The organism is Nocardioides sp. J54 (assembly GCF_000519005.1).
Lineage (GTDB): Bacteria > Actinomycetota > Actinomycetes > Propionibacteriales > Nocardioidaceae > Nocardioides.
This window is the reverse complement of record NZ_JAER01000001.1, coordinates 50,570-73,604: the sequence shown is the minus strand read 5'-3', so window position 1 is coordinate 73,604 and position 23,035 is coordinate 50,570. Positions and strand designations below refer to the sequence as shown.

At 72.7% G+C, this 23,035-nt stretch carries 20 protein-coding genes; 5 read left to right on the top strand and 15 right to left on the bottom strand.

Annotation, left to right across the window (positions count from 1 at the left end; genetic code table 11):
- Positions 1 to 57 precede the first annotated feature (57 nt).
- A complete protein-coding gene (locus NOCJ54_RS0100330; RefSeq protein ID WP_028653851.1) occupies positions 58 to 585 on the top strand; it encodes a GNAT family N-acetyltransferase in 528 nt (175 codons plus the stop codon).
- Between the two features lie 48 nt (positions 586 to 633).
- Positions 634 to 1,191, top strand: a complete 558-nt coding sequence (locus tag NOCJ54_RS0100325; RefSeq protein ID WP_028653850.1) for a hypothetical protein — start codon at positions 634 to 636, stop codon at positions 1,189 to 1,191.
- Between the two features lie 21 nt (positions 1,192 to 1,212).
- On the opposite strand, the gene NOCJ54_RS0100320 is transcribed toward NOCJ54_RS0100325, so the two are convergent.
- On the bottom strand, positions 1,213 to 2,169 hold the full coding sequence (locus NOCJ54_RS0100320; protein ID WP_028653849.1) for a hypothetical protein: 957 nt from the start codon (positions 2,167 to 2,169) through the stop codon (positions 1,213 to 1,215).
- A 120-nt stretch (positions 2,170 to 2,289) separates the two neighbouring features.
- On the opposite strand from NOCJ54_RS0100320, the gene NOCJ54_RS0100315 reads away from it, so the two are divergent.
- Positions 2,290 to 3,522: a hypothetical protein gene (locus tag NOCJ54_RS0100315; RefSeq protein WP_028653848.1), complete on the top strand. Its 1,233-nt coding sequence runs from the start codon at positions 2,290 to 2,292 to the stop codon at positions 3,520 to 3,522.
- Between the two features lie 22 nt (positions 3,523 to 3,544).
- Here NOCJ54_RS0100315 and NOCJ54_RS0100310 read toward each other — a convergent pair whose 3' ends face one another.
- Positions 3,545 to 4,645, bottom strand: coding sequence for a glycoside hydrolase family 16 protein (locus tag NOCJ54_RS0100310; RefSeq protein ID WP_028653847.1), 1,101 nt, complete (start codon positions 4,643 to 4,645; stop codon positions 3,545 to 3,547).
- 268 nt (positions 4,646 to 4,913) lie between these two features.
- On the opposite strand from NOCJ54_RS0100310, the gene NOCJ54_RS0100305 reads away from it, so the two are divergent.
- On the top strand, positions 4,914 to 5,378 hold the full coding sequence (locus tag NOCJ54_RS0100305) for a hypothetical protein (protein ID WP_028653846.1): 465 nt from the start codon (positions 4,914 to 4,916) through the stop codon (positions 5,376 to 5,378).
- Between the two features lie 18 nt (positions 5,379 to 5,396).
- Here NOCJ54_RS0100305 and NOCJ54_RS29735 read toward each other — a convergent pair whose 3' ends face one another.
- The 13 genes from NOCJ54_RS29735 to NOCJ54_RS0100240 form a co-directional block, all read right to left on the bottom strand.
- Positions 5,397 to 5,537: a hypothetical protein gene (locus NOCJ54_RS29735; RefSeq protein WP_186449846.1), complete on the bottom strand. Its 141-nt coding sequence runs from the start codon at positions 5,535 to 5,537 to the stop codon at positions 5,397 to 5,399.
- 78 nt (positions 5,538 to 5,615) lie between these two features.
- Positions 5,616 to 7,424, bottom strand: coding sequence for a thiamine pyrophosphate-requiring protein (locus NOCJ54_RS0100295; RefSeq protein WP_028653845.1), 1,809 nt, complete (start codon positions 7,422 to 7,424; stop codon positions 5,616 to 5,618).
- A gap of 13 nt (positions 7,425 to 7,437) precedes the next feature.
- On the bottom strand, positions 7,438 to 7,941 hold the full coding sequence (locus NOCJ54_RS0100290) for a pyridoxamine 5'-phosphate oxidase family protein (protein ID WP_051485307.1): 504 nt from the start codon (positions 7,939 to 7,941) through the stop codon (positions 7,438 to 7,440).
- Positions 7,942 to 8,194: 253 nt separating this feature from the next.
- Positions 8,195 to 9,781, bottom strand: coding sequence for a glutamine-hydrolyzing GMP synthase (gene guaA, locus NOCJ54_RS0100285; protein ID WP_028653843.1), 1,587 nt, complete (start codon positions 9,779 to 9,781; stop codon positions 8,195 to 8,197).
- A 319-nt stretch (positions 9,782 to 10,100) separates the two neighbouring features.
- A complete protein-coding gene (locus NOCJ54_RS0100280; RefSeq protein WP_028653842.1) occupies positions 10,101 to 11,816 on the bottom strand; it encodes a GMC oxidoreductase in 1,716 nt (571 codons plus the stop codon).
- 3 nt (positions 11,817 to 11,819) lie between these two features.
- Positions 11,820 to 13,460, bottom strand: a complete 1,641-nt coding sequence (locus tag NOCJ54_RS0100275) for a succinic semialdehyde dehydrogenase (RefSeq protein ID WP_028653841.1) — start codon at positions 13,458 to 13,460, stop codon at positions 11,820 to 11,822.
- Positions 13,461 to 13,646: 186 nt separating this feature from the next.
- Positions 13,647 to 15,101 (bottom strand): aldehyde dehydrogenase, encoded by a 1,455-nt coding sequence (locus tag NOCJ54_RS0100270; RefSeq protein ID WP_028653840.1) that lies wholly within the window; start codon positions 15,099 to 15,101, stop codon positions 13,647 to 13,649.
- 25 nt (positions 15,102 to 15,126) lie between these two features.
- Positions 15,127 to 16,317 carry a hypothetical protein gene (locus NOCJ54_RS0100265; RefSeq protein ID WP_051485306.1) on the bottom strand — a complete coding sequence of 397 codons (1,191 nt, stop codon included), beginning with the start codon at positions 16,315 to 16,317 and terminating at the stop codon, positions 15,127 to 15,129.
- A complete protein-coding gene (locus NOCJ54_RS0100260) occupies positions 16,314 to 17,486 on the bottom strand; it encodes a phosphotransferase family protein (protein WP_232221634.1) in 1,173 nt (390 codons plus the stop codon). Before NOCJ54_RS0100260 ends, NOCJ54_RS0100265 begins: the two co-directional genes overlap by 4 nt.
- A 562-nt stretch (positions 17,487 to 18,048) precedes the next feature.
- Positions 18,049 to 19,155, bottom strand: a complete 1,107-nt coding sequence (locus NOCJ54_RS0100255; protein WP_028653837.1) for a GuaB3 family IMP dehydrogenase-related protein — start codon at positions 19,153 to 19,155, stop codon at positions 18,049 to 18,051.
- Between the two features lie 28 nt (positions 19,156 to 19,183).
- Positions 19,184 to 20,170 (bottom strand): esterase/lipase family protein, encoded by a 987-nt coding sequence (locus NOCJ54_RS0100250; protein WP_051485305.1) that lies wholly within the window; start codon positions 20,168 to 20,170, stop codon positions 19,184 to 19,186.
- A 46-nt stretch (positions 20,171 to 20,216) separates the two neighbouring features.
- Complete coding sequence (locus NOCJ54_RS0100245) at positions 20,217 to 21,416, bottom strand: oxygenase MpaB family protein (protein WP_051485303.1); 1,200 nt, start codon at positions 21,414 to 21,416, stop codon at positions 20,217 to 20,219.
- The gene (locus tag NOCJ54_RS0100240; RefSeq protein WP_028653834.1) at positions 21,413 to 22,369 is read right to left on the bottom strand and encodes an oxygenase MpaB family protein; all 957 of its coding nucleotides are present in this window, start codon (positions 22,367 to 22,369) and stop codon (positions 21,413 to 21,415) included. Before NOCJ54_RS0100240 ends, NOCJ54_RS0100245 begins: the two co-directional genes overlap by 4 nt.
- An 83-nt stretch (positions 22,370 to 22,452) precedes the next feature.
- Here NOCJ54_RS0100240 and NOCJ54_RS27870 point away from each other — a divergent pair, with 83 nt between their 5' ends.
- Positions 22,453 to 23,022, top strand: coding sequence for a QsdR family transcriptional regulator (locus NOCJ54_RS27870; protein ID WP_051485302.1), 570 nt, complete (start codon positions 22,453 to 22,455; stop codon positions 23,020 to 23,022).
- Positions 23,023 to 23,035: the final 13 nt, after the last annotated feature.

The following is a 23,035-nucleotide window of genomic DNA, read 5'->3' as shown; positions in this document are numbered from 1 at the left end:
GCCCGTGCCCGACGCCCGGGCGTCGGGCACGGGCGGACGCGTCCCTAGGATCCCCCCATGACCGGGGACCTCGCCTTCCGCGCCGCCACCGTCGAGGACGTCGACGCCGTCGTGGCGCTCGTGCAGTCGGCCTACCGCGGCGACGCGAGCCGCGCCGGGTGGACGACCGAGGCGGACCTGCTCGACGGGCAGCGCACCGACCCCGACGACGTCCGCGCCGCGATCGGTGCGGCCGACAGCGTCGTCGTACTGGCGGAGCGCGACGGGTCGCTCGCGGCCTGCTGCCACGTCCAGCGCCGCGGGGACCGCTGCTACTTCGGCATGTTCGCCGTCGACCCCACCCGCCAGGGCGGTGGCACCGGCAAGCAGGTCATGGCGTACGCCGAGGAGCTGGCCCGCACGCGGTGGGGCTGCACCGTCATGGAGATGACCGTGATCCGGCAGCGCACCGACCTCATCGCCTTCTACGTCCGCCGCGGCTACACCGACACCGGCCATCGCTCGCCGTTCCCCTACGGCGACGAGCGGTTCGGCATCCCTCGACGCGACGACCTGGAGTTCACCCTGCTGGAGAAGGCGCTCTGACCGCGACACGTGCAACCGGTCGCCGGCCCGGCACCGTAGGGTCGGGGCATGCGCCGCACTCGGGCTGCCGCCACCGCCTGCGCCCTCGCCGCCCTCGTCCTCGCCTCCTGCAGCGACGACGCCGACCCGGAGGAGCCCGGCCCGGGGCCGGCCGCTGAGTCGAGCGCACCGGCGGGACCCGCGCCCGGCGTCGTCGTCACCACGACGGAGGACGAGGAGCTGGTGTTCGACGACTTCGACGTGACCTGCCGCGACAGCGAGGACGACCAGCCGGAGGCGAGGATCGTCGTCGCCACCGCGACCGCCACCGCCACCGGCGACGACGCGGCGACCCTGCAGCTGACCACGGTGGAGACCACGAACGGATGGCGCCTCGACCTGCCGCACGTCGAGGAGTACGGCAGCGAGGAGACCTTCGTTAACCTCTTCGTCGCCGTCGACGGGACCGAGCTGTCCTCGGCGGAGGAGGGCGCTTCCGGGAGCCTGCTCGTCGCCCTCGGTCGCTGTGACCCGACACCCGGGATCGAGGTGCAGGTCGAGGGCACCCTCGGCAGCGAGAACTCCGACGACACCGCGACGGTCGAGGGCCGCATCTCCGTCGGCTGACCGCCTGTTGCCCGCCGCCCGCTAGCCCAGGGGCGCGCCGAGCGCCCGCTGCAGGGCGAGCACACGGCGCAGGTGCCGGACGACCAGGCCCGCGAGCACGACGAGGTAGGCGCCGACCGCCAGCAGCACGACGGCCGGCGCCTCGCCCCGGGCCAGGGCGACGAGCACCGTGGCCAGCAGCACGAGGGCCTCGAGCGCCGTCACCACGAGGGCGCCGGGGTTGAGCCGTCCGGCGACGAGGGTGAAGCCGGCGATCGCGAGGAAGAGCGCGTGCGGCACGGGCGGGCCGAAGGTGAGGTCGGTGGTGGCGACCAGCAGCGCGAGGAGGACCTCGACGGCGAGGCCGACGGCCAGCGCGACGGCCACGACGCGGCTCGACGAGGCCACCGGACCGATCGGCACGAAGCGAGAGCCCTCGTCGGGCCGGACCACGTCGTCGGTGCCCCCGCCGCCGACGGGTACGACGTCCGGCGGGTCCTCTGCGGGACCGTCCTCCTCGCCGGGCAGCACCCAGTCGAGCTCCTGCAGCTCCAGCTCCGCCCACGCGTCGTCGAGCCGGATGCCCGCAGCGTCGTGGAGGACCGCGAGGACGCCGTCCTCCGGGAAGTCCTCGGTGTCGAGGGCGGCTTCCACCGGCCACGGCTCGCCGTCGGAGGAGACCGTCTCGCCGCCGTACAGGACCCGCTCGCGGGCGCGGGCGCCGTCGCGGAAGCGCAGCACGAAGACGTCGGCGGTGCTGCCGATCGCGGCTCCGGCCAGCGGTGCACCGAGCTCGACGGCGGCGACGTCGGCGACGTCGAGCAGTCGCGGGTCCGCGCAGGTCAGGACGAGGCGGCCGCCCACGATGGCGGCGTGCGGGCGCTCCTCCCCCATCGCCTCGTCACCGGTGGTCGCGCGGCCGGTCGGCACGACCCCCAGCCGTGCGAGGTCCTCGATGCCGACCCCGGTGAGGGCGACGAGGGCGGTGTTCAGTCCCATGGGTCGAGCCTGTCATGCCGCGCAGGTCTGCTGCGCGGTCGGGGACCTGTCGGACCCGGCTCGTAGGCTGCCGCCAGGACGCCCGCCAAGGGGCGCCGCGGTCAGGCACAGGGGGCTCCGGTGGAGGACGAGATCCAGCTCATCAGCGACGGCAGCGGGGTGGCTGTGATCGGCGAGCCCGGCGTCGTGGAGGCCTTCCTGGACGCGCAGGGTCTCGAGTCGCGCGCCCTCGACCTGCCCCGGCTCGGCACCGTCCTCAGCATCGGCGGCGCGGCCGCCCAGGCCGGCGCCGAGGTCGCCGCGCAGTCGGGGCGTTGGGTGAAGCTGACGAAGGAGTCGGCCTCGCTGGTCAAGGAGCACGGCCTGCGCGAGAGCAAGAAGTCCGGCTTGAGCACCGGGGTGATCAAGGGGCCGAAGGGCCAGGTCAAGGGCTTCGTCGAGTTCGCCCGCTCCCCCGGCTCCCTGCTCGGCAACCCCGCCGTGCTCGCCGGCGCGGCCGGCATGATGGCCCAGCTCGCCATGCAGCAGACGATGGACGAGATCACCGACTACCTCGACGCCATCGACCGCAAGCTCGACGACGTGCTGCGGGCGCAGACCAACCAGGTGGTCGCGCGGGTCGACGCCGTCGACCTCGCCCTGCGCGAGGCGATGAGCGTGCGGGCCTCCGTCGGCCGGGTCTCGGAGGTGACCTGGTCCAAGGTGCAGGCGACCTCCTCGACGATCCTGGAGACGCAGGCCTACGCCCTGCGCCAGCTCAGCGACCTCACGGACAAGCTCGAACGCACCCGCAGGATCGGCGATCTGGCGAAGGCCGTCACCGAGGCACAGGGCGAGATCGACAAGTGGCTCTCCGTGCTGGCGCGCTGCTTCCAGCTCCACGACGCCGTGGCCGTGCTCGAGCTCGACCGGGTGCTCGACGCGGACCCCGACGAGCTCGACCGGCACCGGCTCGGCCTGCAGGCGGCCCGCCGGGAGCGCCTCGACCTCTTCTCGCGCTGCACCGAGCGTCTGTCCACCCGCCTGGCCGTCGCAGGGCACACGGCCAACGCCCGGGTCCTCCTGCACCCGTCGCGCTCACCGGCCACGATCGAGGCCGGCAGCGAGGTGCGGACCTCGATCCTGCAGTTCCACGACGCGCTCGGCATCGACCGTGAGCCGAAGGCCGTGGAGGCGCGGCGGTGGCGGACCGCCGCCTCCGAGGTCCGGGACCGGGCCGTCGCCGGCGGCGCCGAGGGCCTCGGCTCGGTGCGGCGGGCCGGCGGGGAGACCCTGCAGCGCGCCCGGTCGGCGACCGGCAAGGTCGCGAGCCGGCTCCCCCGAACCCGCAGCGGGACCGACACCGACGAATGATCGCTGCAGCTCACACGCCCGGTCACTGCCACGCCCGCACGTAGTCGACCTCCATCGTCACCGGCAACCTCGCCCCGCCCCGGAAGGCGTTCTCGGCCGTGCCCAGGGCCTGGGTGAACAGCAGGATGTAGGGCTTCTGGAACGCCGCGTCGGCGCTGGTGTTGCGCAGGCAGAGCCGGCCGTCGACGTACACCTCGATCGTGCGGGGCCGCCACACCAGGGTGTAGCGGTGGAACTCGCCGCGCGGCGCGTGGCAGTAGGCGGTGTTCAGGCCGGGCACCGGCCCGCCGTTGTCGTTGGCGGTGTAGTGCAGGAACGGGATGGCCAGGTCGGGGTGCACCGAGTAGGTCTCCGCGACGTCGATCTCGCCTGCCGCGGGCCACTTCACCGCGGTCGGCACCCGGTCGTCCGGCCACAGCCAGAACGACTCCTGGAAGCCCGGCGCGCCGACCACCGGCGACTTCATCCGCGCCTCGAACCGGCCGTACTGCTGGGTGAACCGGTGGTACGTCGACACCATTCCCGCGACGTACCGCGTGATCGGCGACGGCAGCAGCGCCGTGCACAGCTGGAGGCCGAGGCCCTCCACCTCGCGCACGCTGAGCCGCAGGCGGCCACCGGAGACCGAGATGACGTCGGGGCTGTCGATGTAGCAGGCGGCACGCAAGGCGTCGCCGGTCGCGAAGTTGGTCTGCGGCTTCCACAGCGTGCGGTCGAGGGTGGTGCCGTCGAAGTTCTCGGCGAGCGTGCAGCGCCACGTCGTCCCGTTGGGCTTGAACGGCCGCACCCCGCAGGCGTCCGACTCCAGCGCGCGGATGGTGCGCGCCGGGCTGCGTGCCTTGCCACTGGCCACGCGCACCCTCTGCGCGCTGGCCCGCCGCGCGATGGTGAGGGAGAACTTCTTCCGCTTCACCGGCGTGGTCGCGGTGATCCGTAGCCACCGCCCGCTGCGCCGGGCCTCCACCCACACCTTCTTCACGTTGGCGGACGTGGCTCCGGTCAGCCGGACCTTGCCGTGCGCGAGGTACGTCGTCGAGCCGATCCGCACCCGCTGCACCGCCGCCTCCGCCGGCGCGACCAGGTGGGTCGCTGCCGCGAGGAGGGCGAGGAGCACGGCGGCCACGGCACCCCTGCGCGCACACCGTGGCACCGCCGCGGCCCGACTCCGCTCGCCGGGTGCCGCCGCCGCGATCGCGTCGGGTGCGCCCATCGCCTCCTCCGTACCCCACGGTCGCACCGGCGATCCGGGGGCGCACCCCGAAAATCGGCTACGTCAGGGGACGGACCAGCCGGAGCGCTGCACGCATCCGATGGTGGCGGCGGGGCGGGTGCGGGGAGACGCTGGCAGTCCGGTCACTGCACCGGCAGCGGCCAGTCCCCGGAGGTCCCCCATGAGGCACATCAGCCTGGCGGCGGCACTCACCGCTGCCGCAGCCACCGCCGCCACGGTCCCGCTCCCCGCAGGAGCCGCGCCAGACACCGAGGTGTTCGTCGTCAGCACGCAGTTCTGGGACGGGCCCAGCCCCGTGGTGGCCGCGACCGGTCCGTTCGCCGGGTGCACCTCGGTGCAGGAGCTCGACGGCGCCCAGGCGATCCAGACCGGACCCAACTCCGTGCTGTTCGTCGGCACCAAGGAGCTCGACTGCGCCGACGGCACGGTGACGATCGCCTACGAGGCGACGATCAACACCCGGTCCGGCCGCAAGACGTTCGGGACGTGGTCGGTCGTCGACTCCACGCTCGACGGCGTGGCGTTCGGCGGCGGGCGCCTGACCGGCGACGCGGCGCGGTGCGAGCTGCTGCCCGGCGCCGAGGGCTGCATCCTCGACACCTTCACCGGGAGCGTCGGCGGCTGACTCGGCGGCTGACGCCCGTCAGGAGGGACGGCGGCCGCGGGTGCGGCTCTTCAGCTTCTCCGACGCCGCTTTGATCTTCGCCTGGTTCTCGGGCTTGCGCGCCTCGGTGACGAGCTTCTTCGCGATGCCGACTGCAGCCACGGTCCGGAGGATCTTCATGTCGACGTGGTACCCGCGCCGTGCGGGGTGCAGCCCCGTCCATGTCGGGCGGCCCCCGCGCTGGCACTGCCGACCGGGTCAGCCGTCGCCGAGGTCGGCCTCCTGTCGGGCCTGCTGCTCGAGGAACGCCAGGGCGTGCTCGCCGTCGGCCCCCTCCGCCCGCAGTCCCTTGCGGAAGTCGTCGAGCTTCTGCTCCCCGGCCGGGAACGGCGGCAGCAGGGGCGTGTCGGGGTCGACCACGGCCTCGATCACGAACGGCCGGTCGGCCGCCAGCGCCTCGCGCCACGCGTCGTCGAGGTCGGCGGGATCGTCGACGCGCCGGCTGCGCAGACCCAGCAGCTCGGCGTACCCGGCGTGGTCGAATTCGGGCAGGGCCTGGCTGTCGTCGAAGCGGGGCTCGCCCTCCATCTCCCGCTGCTCCCAGGTCACCTCCGCGAGGTCGCGGTTCTTGAGCACGAGGAGGGCAAAGCGCGGGTCCGGCCAGTCGCGCCACAGCCGGGCCAGCGTGACCAGCTCGCTGTTGCCCACCATCTGCATCGCGCCGTCGCCGGACATCGCCACCACGGGCCGGTCCGGGTGGGCCAGCTTCGCGGCGATGCCGTACGGCACGCTCGACCCCATCGTCGCCAGCGTCGAGGACAGGTGGGCGGGGACACCGGGCGGCAGCTGGAGGTGCCGGGCGTACCAATAGGTCACCGACCCGACGTCGATCGCGACCTGCGCGTCGTCGGGGAGGTGGGCGTTGGCCGAGCGGACGGCAAGCTCGGGGTTGAGCGGCCGGGCTGGCAGCGCCGCGCGGTCGGCCGCGAGCTGCCGCGAGCGACGTACGGCGTCCTCGACCTCGGCCTGCCACGCCGACCCGGACCGGTCCGGGAGAAGCGGCAGCAGGGCGGCGAGCGTCTCGGCCGCGTCACCGGTAAGGCCGACCTCGACGGGGTACCGGTTGCCGAGGTGCCGGCCGTCGATGTCGACCTGCACGGCGCGCGCCTGACCCGGTGCGGGGTAGTACTCGGTCCAGGGGTCGTTGCTGCCCACCACGAGCAAGGTGTCGCAGCGCGCCATCAGCCAGCCCGACGCGTGCGTGCCGAGGTGTCCCATGACGCCGCAGCTCGTCGGCAGCGACTCGTCCCACCAGGGCTTGCCGAGCAGGCTCGTCGTGACACCGGCGCCGAGCCTCTCCGCGACGGCCCGGACCTGCTCGCCGGCGTCCCGGGCGCCCTGGCCGACGAGCAGCGCGACCCGCTCCCCCGACGCCAGCACCTCGGCGGCCAGGGCCAGGTCCTCTTCCATGGGTACGACGCGGGGTCGGCGCCACCCCACCGCGCTCGGCATCCGGCCGTGCTCGTGGGCGTCCTCGTCGGGCGCAGGCAGGCCCTGCACGTCGTGGGGCACGACCACGACACACGGCGACCGGGTCGCGAGGGCGGTGCGGAACGCACGGTCGACGACCATCGCGGCCTGCTCCGGTGCCTGGACCGACTGGACGAATTGCGCAGCGACGTCCTTGAACAGGGCAGGCAGGTCGATCTCCTGCTGGTACTCCGAGCCGAGGACGCTGCGCTGCTGCTGGCCGACGATCGCGACCACCGGCACGTGGTCCAGCTTCGCGTCGTACAGGCCGTTGAGCAGGTGGACCGCCCCCGGCCCTTGGGTGCTGGTGACGACGCCGACCTCACCCGTGTACTTCGCGTGGCCCACGGCCATCAGCGCGGCGGCCTCCTCGTGGCGCGCCTGGACGAAGACCGGGTCCCCGGCGCGGCGCAGTGCCCCCATGACGGTGTTGATGCCGTCACCGGAGTAGCCGAACAGCCGGTGCACGCCCCAGGCGCGCAGCCGCTCCACCAGGAGGTCCGCGACCGTCCTGGCCTGGTCGGCCGCCTCCGTCACCGGTCCGCGCCCCTCAGAGGTCGACCGTGCCGTGGTCGGCGTCGAAGGTGTCGCCGGTCAGCTTGGCCTTGGCGAAGCTGACCAGGGAAGCGACCTTGCCGCCGGGGGTGTCCCAGTACTCCGCCTCGTCGAGGTCGACGCGGAGCAGCACCGCGTTCGGGTCCTCCGGTCCCTCGGGCATCCACGCCTCGGCGAAGGTGTTCCACAGCTCCTCGAGCTTCGCCTGGTCGTCGACCACGGTGGCGCGGCCGTTGAGGGCCACCCACGAGTCGCGGGAGGAGAAGGTGAGGGTCACCCGGGGCTCGCTGGCCAGGTCGCGGACGTGCCGGGTGTCGCGCGCGGTGATGAACCACATCTCGGCGCTCGGCTCGACCTCCTGGCGGGCCATCGGGATGCTGCGCGGCCCGTCGGGGCCGTAGGTCGTGAGCATGCCGATGGGCAGGTCCTCGAGCAGCTCGACCAGCGTGCGCTGGCCGGACTCGCTGGTGGTGCCGGTGGTCGTGGCGTCGGTGGGCACAGGGCCTCCTCGGGGTCGAGCGCGTCGTCGTACGGTCCGCCGCGAGGTACCCCGAGAGCACTCACCAATACGACGCCCCGGATGGCTGAAGCGTCAGTTGGGGCAGGTCGAGTGGTCAGTTCCGGCGGGTCGAAGCGTCAGTTCTGGCGGGTCGGAGCGTCACTTTCGGCGCAGGGTCGGCGAACTGACCACTCAACCCGCGCGAAGTGACCACTCAACCCGCCGAAAGTGACCACTCACCCCCCAGCGAGGGTCACTCCCACTCGATGGTGCCCGGCGGCTTCGAGGTGATGTCGACGGTGACCCGGTTGACCTCGCGGACCTCGTTGGTGATCCGGGTGGAGATCTTCTCCAGGACGTCGTAGGGCAGGCGGGCCCAGTCGGCGGTCATCGCGTCCTCGGAGGTGACCGGGCGCAGCACGACCGGGTGGCCGTAGGTGCGGCCGTCGCCCTGGACGCCGACCGAGCGGACGTCGGCGAGCAGCACCACCGGGAACTGCCAGATGTCGCGGTCCAGGCCGGCGTTCGTCAGCTCCTCGCGGGCGATCGCGTCCGCCTCGCGCAGGATGTCGAGACGCTCGCGGGTCACCTCGCCGATGATCCGGATGCCGAGGCCGGGGCCCGGGAAGGGGTGGCGCCACACGATCTCGGGCGGCAGGCCGAGCTGCTCACCGACGAGGCGGACCTCGTCCTTGAACAGGGTGCGCAGCGGCTCGACCAGCTCGAACTCGAGGTCCTCCGGCAGGCCGCCCACGTTGTGGTGCGACTTGATGTTGTGCGTGCCCGATCCCCCGCCGGACTCGACGACGTCGGGGTAGAGCGTGCCCTGGACGAGGAAGCCGACCTTGGTGCCCTCCGGGGCGTCCTTGATGATGTCGATCTCGGCGGCCTCGAAGGTGCGGATGAACTCGCGGCCGATGATCTTGCGCTTGGTCTCCGGGTCGGAGACGCCGGCGAGCGCGTCGAGGAACTGCTTCTCGGCGTCGACGACCACCAGCTTCGCGCCGGTCGAGGCCACGAAGTCGCGCTCGATCTGCTCGGTCTCGCCCTTGCGCATGAGGCCGTGGTCGACGTACACGCAGGTGAGGCGGTCGCCGATGGCCTTCTGCACGATCGCCGCGGCGACGGCGGAGTCGACGCCGCCGGACAGCCCGCAGATGGCGCGGCCGTCGGGGCCGATCTGCTCGCGGATGCGCTCGATCTGCTCCTCGGCGATGTTGCCGATGGTCCAGGTCTGGCGGCAGCCGGCGATGTCCCACAGGAAGTGCTCCAGCACGCGCTGGCCGTGCTCGGAGTGGAGCACCTCGGGGTGCCACTGCACGCCTGCGTACCCGCGCTCGACGTGCTCGAAGGCGGCGACCGGGGTGGACTCGGTGGAGGCGAGCACCTCGAAGCCGGCGGGCGCGGCGGTGACGGAGTCGCCGTGCGACATCCACACGTTGTGCTCGAGCGGGATGCCGTTGAGCAGCCGGCCGGGGTGGCTGACCTTGACCTTGGTGCGGCCGTACTCGCGGGCGCCGGTCGCGGACACGGTGCCGCCGAGGCCCTGGGCCATCAGCTGGAAGCCGTAGCACATGCCGAACACGGCGGTGTCGGCGTCGAAGAGCGTGTTGTCGAGGCCGGGGGCGCCCGGGGCGTAGACCGAGGACGGACCGCCGGACAGGATGATCGCCTTCGGGTTGCGGGCGAGCATCTCCTCGACCGGCATCGTGTGCGGCACGATCTCGGAGTAGACCCGCGCCTCGCGCACCCGGCGGGCGATCAGCTGGGCGTACTGCGCCCCGAAGTCCACCACCAGGACCAGGTCGTGCTCGGACTGGGTCTGCGCCGCCTCCGTCATGCCCGAATCGTATCGAGGTGCGACTCCCCCGCCGAACCCGCGTGGCCGGCACGGATCCGCTCCGAAAAAGGCACCAGGGCCCGGCCGGGGAGGGAGGGTGGCCGGGCCCTGATTGTCCACGCAGCTGATGGACAGTGCCTGGACCGAGCCCGGGCTTCGGGAGGGAGCGTGATTCCCGGGCTCGCTGGGTTCAACGAGACCGCGATGGGTGGGTTACGCGAGTTGGTCACAAGTTGGGAAAAGTTCTGGGACGGCCCCGGAACCCCCGATCAGGGGCTCTGGAGCCGTCCCAGCGGACTCACGCGTCCCGGTGGTCGACTCAGCTCACGCCGACGATGGGCAGCCGCAGGGCCGCCGGCGCGTCAGCGGGTACGACGGGCGCCTTCGGCGCCACCGGCTGGATGCGCTGGTAGGCCGCTCCGAGCTCGGGGCGCGGGTCGTCCTCGCCCTTGTTGGGCCAGTAGGCCATCGCCCGCTCCGCCTGTGCGGTGATCGTCAGCGACGGGTTGACGCCGAGGTTGGCCGAGATGGTCGAGCCGTCGACGACGTGCAGGCCCGGGTGGCCGAAGACGCGCTGGTAGGCGTCGACGACGCCGGTCTCCGGGCTGTCGCCGATCGTGCAGCCGCCGATGAAGTGCGCGGTCAGCGGCCGGTTGAACGGCTCACCGATGGTGCCGCCGGCCGTGCCGCCACCCATCACCCGCGCCATCCGGCGCACCGCGTCGTTGGCGGCCGGGATCCAGGTCGGGTTCGGCTGGCCGTGGCCCTGCTTCGAGGACAGCACCCACTTGCCGGCGATGCGCCTGGGGAACGTGGTGATCGAGTTGTCCACCGACTGCATGACCAGCGCGATCACGACGCGCTCGGACCAGTGCTTGACGTCGTACAGGTCGCGGACCCGCCGGCGCTCCTTCCACATCTCCTTGAGCCACACCTTCCAGCGCGGGTCCGGGCCGTCGCCGTCGGTGAGCACGGTCTGCATCAGCGACATGGCGTTGCTGCCCTTGCCGTAGCGCACCGGCTCGATGTGGGTGTGCTCGTCGGGGTGCCACGACGACGTGATCGCGACGCCCTCGGTGAAGTCGACGTCGGCACCCTCGGGCGCGATGGCACCGAGGATCGACTCCGAGTTGGTGCGGGTCAGGTGGCCGAGGCGGTCCGAGACGCCCGGCAGGTCGCCGGTGGCCTTGAGCCGGTGCAGCAACTTCTGCGTGCCCAGCGCCGCGGCGGAGAAGACCACCTGCTCGGCGGTGAACGTCTTGACCGCCGTACGACGCGACACCTTCGCCTTCGTCCAGCGGGTGTCGACGCGGTAGCCGCCGCCGGCCATCGGGCGGACCCGGGTGACCGTGGTGAGCGGATGGACCTCGGCGCCGTTCTGCTCGGCGAGGTACAGGTAGTTCTTGACCAGCGTGTTCTTGGCGTTGTGCCGGCAGCCGGTCATGCACTCACCGCAGTCGAGGCACGCGTTGCGCCGCGGGCCGGCGCCGCCGAAGTACGGGTCCTCGGCCTCCTCCCCCGGGGCCTGGTTCGGCCCGCCGAAGAACACGCCGACCGGGGTGGCGTGGAAGGTGTCGCCCACCCCCATCTCGTCGGCGACCTTCTTCATGACCTCGTCGGACGGTGTCATCCGGGGGTACTGCACCACGCCGAGCATCCGCTTGGCCTGGTCGTAGTAGGGCGCGAGCTCGGACTTCCAGTCGGTGATGTGCGACCACGAGGGGTCCTTGTAGAACGGCTCGAGCGGCTCGTAGAGCGTGTTGGCGTAGACCAGCGACCCGCCGCCGACGCCCGCGCCGGCGAGGATCAGGCAGTCCTTGACCATGTCGATGCGCTGGATGCCGTAGCAGCCGGCGGCCGGGGCGTAGAGGTACTTCTTGAGGTCCCAGGAGCTGTCGGCGAAGTCCTCGTCGGTGAACCGGGCACCGGCCTCGAGGACGCCGACCTTGTAGCCCTTCTCGGTGAGCCGCAGCGCGGTGACCGAGCCGCCGAAGCCCGAGCCGATGACCAGGACGTCGTAGTCGAAGTCAGTCATGCCTCACGCCCGTCCGAGCTTGTTCATGACGCGCAGCGAGGCGGTCATGACCTTCGCGTAGGTCTCGTCGGACATCCCGAGCATCGGGGCCAGGCGCATCAGCCGCTGCACGGCGACGGACTGGGACTCGGTGTAGCGGTGGATGCCCTCGCTGCCCTGGCGGCGACCCATGCCGGACTCGCGCATGCCGCCCATCGGGGCGCCGATGCTGGCGAAGGTCGCGCCGAACGCCTCGTTGACGTTGACCGTGCCGCACTTGACCTGCCGCGCGATCCGGCGCCCGCGCTCGGTGTCGCGGGTGTAGATCGCCCCGTTGAGGCCGTACTCCCCGTCGTTGGCGCGCGCGATCGCGTCCGCCTCGTCGTGGAAGCGGTAGATCGACACGACCGGGCCGAAGGTCTCGTTGCCGAAGCAGGTCATCTCCGGGGTGACGCCCTCGAGGATGGTCGGCTCGTAGAAGTACGGCGCCAGGTCGGGGCGCGCCTTGCCGCCGGCGAGGACGCGGGCACCCTTGGCGACGGCGTCGTCGACGTGCGCGGAGACGGTCTCGAGCTGGTCGGCCGAGATGAGCGTGCCCATGTCGGCGTCCCAGTTGAGCCCGGTGCCCAGGCTCAGCGCCTTGGTGCGCGCGACGAAGCGCTCCACGAACCGGTCGTAGATGGCGTCGGCGACGAACATCCGCTCGGTCGAGACGCACAGCTGGCCGGCGTTGGAGAACGACGCCCGCACCGCACCCTCGGCGGCGCGCTCGATGTCGGCGTCGCGCAGCACCAGGATGGGGTTCTTGCCGCCGAGCTCGAGCGAGCAGCCGATGAGCCGCTCGGCCGCCTGCCGGGCGATGATCTTGCCGGTCGCGGTGGAGCCGGTGAAGCAGATGTAGTCGGCGCGCTCGATGATCGGCGTACCCAGCACCCGGCCGGGGCCGGCGACGACCTGCCACAGCTCACGCGGGAAGCCGGCCTCCTCGAGCATCTCGGCGGCGATCAGCGCCGACAGCATGGTCTGCGCGTCGGGCTTGATGACGACGGCGTTGCCGGCCAGCAGCGCGGGCAGCCCGTCGCACAGTGCCATCGTGAAGGGGTAGTTCCACGGCGTGATGATGCCGACGACGCCCTTCGGCACCCGGTTGACCTCGACCTTCGTCAGGCCCGGGACGACGCCCGCCTTGCGCTCGGGGTCGAGGTGCTCGTGCGCCGTACGGGCGTAGTAGCGGGCCGTGAGCGCGATGTGCAGCGGCTCGTCGAACGCATGCTTGCGGGCCTTGCCGGACTCGAGCTGGATCAGGTCCATGATCTCGGCCTGCCGGTCCAGCACGATGTCGTGCAGCCGGTGCAGGATCCGCGCCCGCTCGTCGATCGACACCCGGGCCCACGCCGCCTGCGCGACCCGCGCCCGGCGGAACGCCTCGGCCACGTCGGCCTCGCTGGACTGCGGGATGTTGGCGAGCGGCGCACCGTTGATCGGCGAGAACACCTGGACGGTGGTGCCGGTCGTCGAGACGACCCGGTCGGTCAGCCGGGCGACGTGCTCCGGCTCGAGGGCGTACGACGCGCGCGGGTCGTGCTCGGGGTCGTGCGGACCGTCGATCGAGGGGCCACCCGGTCCCTCGGAGGAGCTGCCGGGACCGGAGAGTGCTTCGCTCATGGCCCCGAGCGTAGGTGACCGGCGTCACCGAATCTACTGATCGGTAGCAGATGTGCTGCTTTACACATGCGGTTCCGGTGTCAAGCGCCGGCTCTGGGCTGGTGGGACGGGGTGGGATTGGGGTGGCGGGGCTGGACCGTGCGACGCGAGACAGTTTCGCCGACCGGCGGATTTGTCTCCGCCGCCTCACCCCTCCGGCGCCGAGAGATACACCGACTTCAGCTCGGTGTACTGCGCCAGCCCCTCCGGGCCGAACTCACGGCCCACGCCGGACGCCTTGAAGCCGCCGAAGGGGGCGGCGAAGTCCATCGTGTAGGTGTTCACGCCGTAGGTGCCGGTGCGCACGTCGCGGGCGACCTCGAGGCCGGCGTCGGGGTCGGAGGTCCACACGGTGCCGGCGAGGCCGTACTCGGAGTCGTTGGCGATCCGGATCGCGTCGGCGACGTCGTCGTAGGCGATGACGGACAGGACGGGGCCGAAGATCTCCTCCTGCGCGATCCGCATCCGGTTGTCGACGCCGGCGAAGACGGTAGGGCGGACGTACCAGCCGGTGTCGAGGCCGTCGGGGCGGCCGAGGCCGCCGGTGAGCAGCTGGGCGCCCTCCTCCTGGCCGAGCGCGATGTACTTCTCGACGCGCTCCTGCTGGCGCTGGGCGACCATCGGGCCGATCTCGGTCGTGGGGTCGAGCGGGTCGCCGACCTTCATGCCGCCGATGGCGGTGGCGAGGGCGGCGGCGAAGGAGTCGTGGCGCTCGCGGGAGACGAGGACGCGGGTCTGGGCGACGCAGGCCTGGCCGGAGTTCATCACGCCGAGGAACTTCAGGCCCTCGATCGCGGCGGCCTCGTCGGCGTCGTCGAGGATGATCGCGGCGGACTTGCCGCCGAGCTCGAGGGAGACGCGCTTGAGCTGCTCGCCGCAGATCGAGCCGATCCGTCGGCCGGCGGCGGTGGAGCCGGTGAAGGCGACCTTGTCGACGCCGGGGTGGCGCACGAGGTGCTCACCGACCTCGCGGCCGCCGGGGACGATCGACACCACGCCCTCGGGAACGCCGGCCTCGACGAGCAGGTCGGCGAGCAGGAAGGCGTCGAGCGGGGTCTCCGGCGCGGGCTTCACCACGACGGTGCAGCCGGTCAGCAGCGCGGGGACGAGCTTGGACAGGATGGTGAACTGCGGGACGTTCCACGGCGGAATGGCGGCCACGACGCCGACGGGTTCGTGGCGGACCATGACGTCGGCACCGAGCGCGCCGGGCCGGGTCGACTCCCAGGGGAACTCCCGGGCGATGCCGAGGAACGCCTCGATCTGCATCCACGGCGCCGGCGCCTGGGCGAGGTTGCTGAACGAGATCGGCGAGCCCATCTCGGTGGAGATGACCGTCGCCATCTCCTCCAGCCGCGCGGCGTAGAGGTGGGAGAGGTTCTGCACCACGTCGATCCGCTCGGCCGGGCTCATCCGCGGCCACGGGCCCTCGTCGAAGGCCGCGCGGGCCGCGGCGACCGCGGCGTCGATGTCCGCCGTCGAGCCCTCCGGGACGCGGGCGACGACCTCCTCGGAGTGCGGGGAGACCACCTCCAGCACGGCGTCGGTGGCGGGCGCGGACCAGGTGCCGCCGATGAAGAGGGCGTCGCGGTCGAGGGTCATGGAGGAGCCTTTCTGGTGGTGCAGGTCAGGGGGCGAGGGTGAACCAGTCGGCGAAGCCGCTGGGGTCGTGGCGCCCGAGCGCCCCGTGCTCGAAGAGGCCCCAGCCCTCGGAGCCGTCGGGTACGCCGGCGCCGGGGCCGTGCACGGTGGCGCGGCCGACGTGGTCGATGACCCCGAACATGACGCGACCGGCGACGGCCGGGTCGTCCATGTCGTAGGTGAGGCGCTCGGTGAACCCGGCGCCCTTCCAGGTGCCGTGGGTCCAGTCCGGGTCGCCGCCGTACCCGCCGCCGACGTGGATCGGGACGGGCAGCAGGGAGGTGACCTCGAGGACGAGCTCCTTGCCGTCCGGGGTCGTGCACACGATGGTGGCGCCGGTCGGCACGCGCGTGCCGGAGGTGTAGCGGACCTCGACACGCGGCCAGCCGAGCTGCTCGACGCGGCCGTCCTTCCACACGCGGGTGCAGTCGTTGAGGGTGCGGTAGCCGTCGGGCGTCTCCTGGATGATCAGCACGACGCAGAAGTCGTCGAAGCGCATCGGGACGTAGAGCCACCACATGCCCTCGAAGGGCGGGTCCGCGGGCTTGCCGGGCGGCACCGCCTCGCCGACCGGGCGGATCCCCCACGAGCGGTCGCGGGTGCCGACCCAGCGGTCGGGCGTCACCGCGACGTCGGTGCCGTCGACGCTGATCACGCCCTCCCAGGTGCCGACCTGGGCGAAGCGCTGCGCGTCGAGGGTGGTGCCGCTCCCCTGCCGCATCACGTGCGACAGCTCCTGGACCACGTCGAAGGAGCCCTCCCAGTGCAGGTCGAGGCTGACCCCCTCGGTCTCCTCCAGCACCACGCGCAGCCGGCGCAGCGGCTCGACGACCTCGATGCGGTAGCTCCCGACCTGCTGGGCCATCCGGTCGGCGCCGCGCGGGTCGGCCGCGTCGCCGAGGTGCACGGCGGTCTGCACCGCCTTCCCGTCGACGGTGCGGCGGAGCAGGACGAAGGCGTCCTTGGTGCCGAGGTTCGGGTAGAAGCCGAGCCCGGTGATCAGGAAGATCTCTCCGGTGCGGTCGTGGGCGTTGAGGTAGCAGCGGTCGTAGAAGTTGCGGTCACTGCTGCCGGCCCACGCGACGGGGCGCGGGAGCTGATGGATGGGGAACTCGTCGAGGGGCCCGAGGCCGACGTACTCCCCGTGCAGGCCGTGGCCGGCCCCGGCGGCGCTCATGCGCCGACCTGGTCGAGGAGGCGCTCGAGGAGTGGCCGGTGGTGGAAGACGGCCTCGGGGTCCTCGGGCCGCTCGATCTCGCCGAAGTGGATCTGCCGGGCGCTGGTGCGAAGGAAGACGCAGCCCCAGCTCACGGCGGCGTGCACGACGCACCAGGTGAGGTCACCGACCTGGTGTCCGCTGAGCTCCTCGTACGTCGCCACGACGTCCTCGGGCCTGAGGAAGTCCGGCATGCCGGGCAGGCTGAGCATGGTCGCGATCTCCTGGAACACCTGGTGGGCGAAGACCATCCAGGCCAGGTCCAGCTCGCGCGGGCCGAGGGTCGCCATCTCCCAGTCGAGGACCGCGACGGGCTCGAAGTCGCGGTACATCATGTTGCCGATCCGGGCGTCGCCCCAGACCAGCACCGGCTCGCCCTCGTCGGCGGGCAGGTTGGCCTCGAGCCACGCCAGGCCGCGCTCGACCAGCGGCGACCGGGGACTCGCCTCGCGGGTGGTGATGGCGTAGTCGTACCAGGCCCGGGTCTTCGCGAGGTTGCGCGCCAGCGGCGTCGCGCCGTCGTGGCCGGTCACGGCCGGGTCGAGGAAGGCGAAGGTGGACGCGGCGTCCGGGATGCCGTGCAGCCGGGCGAGCACCTCCACGCTGCTGCGCTGCAGCCGGGCCTGCTCCTCGGGCGCGGCGTCGTGGAGCCAGTTGTCGCCGAAGGGGTACGGCAGCACGTCCGGCGGCACCGCCCCGTCGAGGCGCTCCATGAAGAAGAACGGCGTGCCCAGCACGTCGCCGGTCGGCTCGTTGAGGCCGACCGGCGGGACCGGTACGCCGGCCAGCTCGCCGGCGAGGCGCATGGCGTCGTACTGGTCGGTGAGGCGGTACTCCGGGAACACCGGGAGGTCACCGGGCGCTGGGGCGACCCGGGCGACGTACTCCTGCGTCCTGCGCTGCCCGTCCACCGTGCTGGTGACGTCGAGCAGGACGGTCTCGCTCGACATGCCGTTGGCCTGCAGCCCGTCGTGCACGGTGACCTCGGGGTCCGCGCCGGGCGGCAGCACGGAGGCGAGCCATGCGGTCAGCCGCGCGCGCACCTCCCCGGCGTCACGGCTCGACCGCTGCAGGGTCATGTCGGCGGGCGGGGCCGCCGGTGTGGGGGGAACGGGCTGGGTGTCGGTCACGGCGTCCTCCTGAGGGGGACACCAGCCTGTTGAAACGTGTTCTAGTTGTCAACGGGTTCGCCGACAATGTCCGCTGCGCCTGGCTGCACCCGCCACAGCCCGCCATCGAGGCCCGGAGGTTTCGAGGCTCGGCCGCGGGCGGCCTCGCACCTCAACCACAGGGAGCAACGCTCGGACCACCTGCGCCGTCTTGCCGCCAGGCGGAGGCTGGACCTACGCAGGAAACTGCGGCGCGGCAGCGCGACGCCAGCCGCCGCTGGTTGAGGTGCGAGGCGCCCCGGCGCCGAGCCTCGAAACCAGCGGCACCCGCTCTACGGACCCGGCCGGGCACAGCCCGTCAGATAGGCCCGGGGGTTTCGAGGCTCCTCGCTAGCGCTCGTCGCACCTCAACCACCGGGAGCAACGCTCGGACCACCTACGCCGTCTTGCCGCCAGGCCAACCCAACCACCTACCGGAGGCAACTGCGGCGCGGCAGCGCAGCTCTCGACAGGCGACGCGCTCGCGCAATCAGCGGAGCGAGTGCCTGCGCGCAGCCGTCGACAGGGCGACGCGCTCGCGCCATCAGCTCGAGACGACCTCGACCCGCTGGAACTCCTTGAGCTCGGTGTAGCCGGTGGTGGCCATCGAGCGCTTGAGGGCGCCGACGAGGTTCATGGTGCCGTCGGCGACGCGGGAGGGGCCGAAGAGGATCTCCTTGATGGTGCCGACCTGGTCGAACTGGACCCGCTGGCCGCGGGGCAGGTCGGAGTGGTGGGCCTCGGCGCCCCAGTGGAAGCCGCGGCCGGGCGCGTCGGTGGCGCGGGCGAAGGGCGAGCCGACCATGACGGCGTCGGCGCCGCAGGCGATCGCCTTGGCGAGGTCGCCGGAGGTGCCGATCGAGCCGTCGGCGATGACGTGGACGTAGCGGCCACCGGACTCGTCGAGGTAGTCGCGGCGGGCCGCGGCGACGTCGGCCACGGCGCTGGCCATGGGGACGGCGATGCCCAGCACGGTGCGGGTGGTGTGCGCGGCGCCGCCACCGAAGCCGACGAGGACGCCGGCCGCACCGGTGCGCATCAGGTGCAGGGCGGCCTGGTGGGTCGCGCAGCCCCCGACGATGACGGGGACGTCGAGCTCGTAGATGAACTCCTTGAGGTTCAGCGGCTCGGCCTGGCTGGAGACGTGCTCGGCGGAGACGGTGGTGCCCCGGATGACGAAGAGGTCGACGCCGGCGTCGGTGACGGTCTTCGCGAACTCCTTGGTGCGCTGCGGCGAGAGCGAGCCGGCTACGGTGACGCCGGCCTCACGGACCTCGCGCAGGCGCTCGGTGATGAGCTCGGCCTTGATCGGCTCCTCGTACATCGCCTGCAGGCGGCGGGTGGCCTCGACACCCTGGAGCTGGGCGACCTCCTCGAGCAGCGGCTCGGGGTCGTCGTACCGGGTCCACAGGCCCTCGAGGTTGAGCACGCCGAGGCCGCCGAACTTGCCGAACGCGACGGCGGTGCGCGGCGACATCACCGAGTCCATCGGCGCGGCGAGGATCGGCAGGGAGAAGCGGTAGGCGTCGATCTGCCAGTCGACGCTGACCTCCTCGGGGTCGCGCGTGCGCCGAGAGGGCACGATGGCGATGTCGTCGAAGGAGTAGGCGCGGCGTGCCCGCTTGGCTCGGCCGATCTCGATGTCGCTCACCTGACGAGGATATCGGCCGGGAGGCCCTTCACCCGAGTCCGCCGCCCGAGCCCCAGTACGGGAGCACCGGGATGCAGGGCACCGGAGTGGCGTCGCGGGGCGCGAGCGCGTTGACGACGAAGCGCCAGGTGCGCTCGCTGAAGCCGATCGAGAGGTGCTCGGAACGGTCCTTCGCACAGCTGTCCTGGAGCACGATGTTGTCGACGTTGCCGGTGCCGTCGTCCTCGAGGAGCTGGTTCGTCCACGGCGTCGCGATCTCGTCGTGCTTCGTGATGATCGTCGTGTAGTGCGGGCCGGGGCGGGTGTCGCCGTCGGCGTAGACCTCCTCGGCCAGCTCGGTGCCGGCGACCTGCTGGCCGAAGGCAGGCAGCAGGGCGAGCAGGATCGGGTACATCAGCGGTGCGAGGGTGGTGGGCCGCAGCAGGCCGCTGCCGTCGGTGCCGTGGTTGCCGGGGGCGATGGCGACGAAGCGGTCGACCTTGTCGGCACCGCCGAGGAAGTTGATGTAGTAGTGCGGCGTCATCCCGCCGCCCTGCGACCAGCCGACGAGATCCACCTTCGCGACGCCGGTCCGCGCCCGCACCTCCTCGACGAAGTCGCGCAGCTCGACGGCCGACTTCCTGATGTCGCCGATGGCCTGGACGGGGAACTGCGGGAGCGGGGTGATGTTGCCGTAGGTGAAGTGGAAGACGCAGAAGCCGTTGTTGCGCAGGTACGGCGACCCGGCGCCCCACTCCCAGCCGGATCCGGTGGTGAAGTTGACCAGCACCACCGGGCGCGGGCGGTCGGGGGTGAGCCGGCAGGTCGGGTCGTTGGACCCGGCCGGGCTCCAGCCGGGCACGAGGGCGCGGGACAGCCCGCCCTGCAGCACGGTGGACACGTTCCACGTCACCGGCAGTGGCTTCGGCGGCGGGTCGGCCTGGGCCGGTGCGGCTGCCACGCCGGCGGCCAGGACGAGCGGGAGCAGCAGCGCGAGGGTGCGCAGGACCAGGCGGGCCGGGGCGGTGCGGGGCATGGGCGGTGCCGTTCTGTGCGGAGGGAGCAGTGCGCGGGTCGGTGGGTCAGTGGCCGACGGCGCCGTGGACGGCGTCGACGAGGTCGTGCTGCATGGCGTTCTCGGCCTTGAGGCGGGCGAGCTCGCGGTCGCGGTCGGCGTAGCCGCGGGCCGTGGCCCGTTCGCGGCCGAGGATGCGGAGCCGGGCCTGGTCGAGCAGGAAGAGGCCGGGGCGCGCGGCGCGGATGACGTGCTTGGCCGGGCCGTCGGGGATCGCGAGCGCGTCGGACGCCTCGTCACCGAGGAAGACCCGGGAGGCGCCGTACAGCAGCCAGGTGGCGGCCGGTCGGGTCACGGCCTGCGGCCCGGGCACCAGCCCGGCCAGCTGCGGCGCGAGGTAGCCCTCGGTCAGCGCGCGGACGAAGTCGCGGCTGTAGTCGTCGGGGCCGGGCGAGGTGAGCCGGTAGAGGTCCTCGATCGCGACGTGCCCGGACTCGTCCGCGGGGTTGAGGGCCGGGTCGACACCGATGACGTGCCCGACGTAGCGCCACAGGTGGTAGATGTCGGCGAGCTCGTCGTCGCGCAGGCGGACACCCAGGCGGGCCATCGCGTCGAGGGAGATGTGGCCGAACTCGGCGAGCGTGAACGCCATGTAGGGCTGCGGGATCGGCACGCCGAGCGCGGAGTCGTCCCACTCCGCGTGCTCGCGGACGTGGCGGCGGACGTGGGCGTGGATCAGGCGTACCCGGAGGGTGCGGGCGAAGCCGGGCCCGTCGACGGCCATGCCTCCGGGGCGCACGACCTCGGAGAGCCACTCCCCTACCTCGATCGAGCGGACGGCGGGCTGGTGGCCGTAGCGGCCGGTGAGGAGCAGCGGCCTCGCGGCGACCCAGTTGTCGGCGCCACGGAGCAGCGACGCGGCGCCCAGGACCAGGCCCCACTGCGCGCTGTAGCGCACGAGCGCGTCCGCGGCGCGGTCGAGGCGGTCGCGCTCGAGCCAGTCGGGCTCGGCGGTGGCGTCCGCGAGGAGCGCGGCCGCCCGCGGCGGCAGGTCGGCGCGTCCGACGGCGCTGCGTGGGTCGTCGCCGAGCGCGCGTCGTACGGCCTTCACCTCGGCGCCGCCGGCCGCCACCACGGCGTCGGCGAGCGGGTCGGCCTGCCACATGCCGGCGAGCCAGGCCGCGCCGAGCTCGCCGTGCCGCTCGAGGGCGAGGTCGGTGTTCGGCAGCAGGGTGGGCGGCGCGGGGACCGCCGACCGCGCACTCATGCCGCCCTCCCGGCGAGGACGCGGCCGACCGCGCGGGTGACGGCGTCGGGCTCGCGTCCTTCGATCCGGGCGACCGCGGTCCGGTACGGCGGCAGCTCGCCGAGCGGGCCCGGGAGCAGGCGGTGCGCGAGCCTGAGCAGGCGCAGGACGCGGCGGTACCGGCGGCGGGTGCGGGCGTTGAGCGGCGGCAGGTCGAGCACGGTGCGGGCGGCGTCGGGGAGCACCACGCTGTTGAACGCCAGCAGGTGGGCGCGGGCCGGCGCCGGGATCGAGCGGCGCAGGAAGGCCATGATCCGACGGGCGTCGTCGGAGTCGGAGAGCACGCCGTCGGGGCCGTTGCGCACATAGGCGTCCCACGCGTCGTGGTCGGCGGGCAGCAGGTCGCGCGGCAGCCCGAAGCAGTCGGCCAGCCGGCAGGTCTCCTGGTAGAAGCGCTCCTTGTCCTCCGCCGGCATGGGGCCGGTCACGGCCTGCCAGGTCTGCAGGCGCACCCACCACATCGTGGCGTGGACCCAAAGCAGGACGTTGCCCTCGTTGGCTGCGTAGCCCGCGCCCTCGCGGTAGACGCCCTCGTCGGCGCGGGCGTGCCCGCGGACCTTCTCATGCCTCGCGAAGAGGGCGCGGCTCGTGCGCACCACCGCGTCGCGGTCGCCGAAAACCAGCGTCGTGATCATGGAGTAGGTCTGGTGCGCCCGGGCGTGGGGGTCGGTGAACAGCCGGGAGTGGTCCGCGATCCCGTTGGCGATCACCGGGTGGGCGACGTCCATGAACGCCGCCTGGGTGATGCCGAGGACGTAGACCAGCGTCGAGCGGTTCACCCGCCACATCAGCGAGTCGGGGCCGAAGAGGCCTGCGACCGGGTCCGCGGTGCGGCGCAGCTCCTCGACGGAGGCGCGAAGGTCGTCGCGCGTGACCGGGCGGAGCGAGCCGGCCCGCGCGGAGGGAGCAGCCATGGCGACACGGTAGGGCTGTCGGTGCTGACGCGCAACATTCTCCAGAATGTTGCAGAGCCGGCGTCCGCCGTACACTCGCGGCCGTGCCCTCCTCCGCCACCACCCGCGACAAGGCGCTCGCGGAGGCGCGGGCGATGTTCGCCCGCGGCGAGCGGGTGGAGATGGGTGCGCTCGCCGATCGCCTCGGGGTGAACCGGGTGACCCTCTTCCGGTGGGTCGGCAACCGCGAGGCGCTGCTGGCCGAGCTGCTCTGGGAGCGACTGGAGCGCGGCCTGCGCCGGGCCGACGAGCGGGCCCGGCGGTCTGGCAAGCAGGGCACGGAGCGGCTGGCCGCCGTGCTGCTGGACGTGTTCGCCGCTGCCGGCACCGGGTCGGTGGAGCGCGACTTCGCCGAGCGTGAGTCTGCGCTGGCGATGCGCGTGATGACCTCGGGGCCGGTGCACGAGCGGCTGATCGACTGGTTCGCCGCGGCGATCGACGAGGAGGTCGCGGCCGGGCGCCTCGCCCCGATCCATCCCACCCGCCAGGTCGCCGACATCGTCATCAAGTCAGGCGAGGCGGTCTTCTGGTTCGGCATGGCCAGCGGCCGCGGCGTGGACCGCGAGAACGTCGAGGTGATCCTCAGCGCCCTCTGCCCGCCGACCGGCAGGTAGCCGACCGACGGGT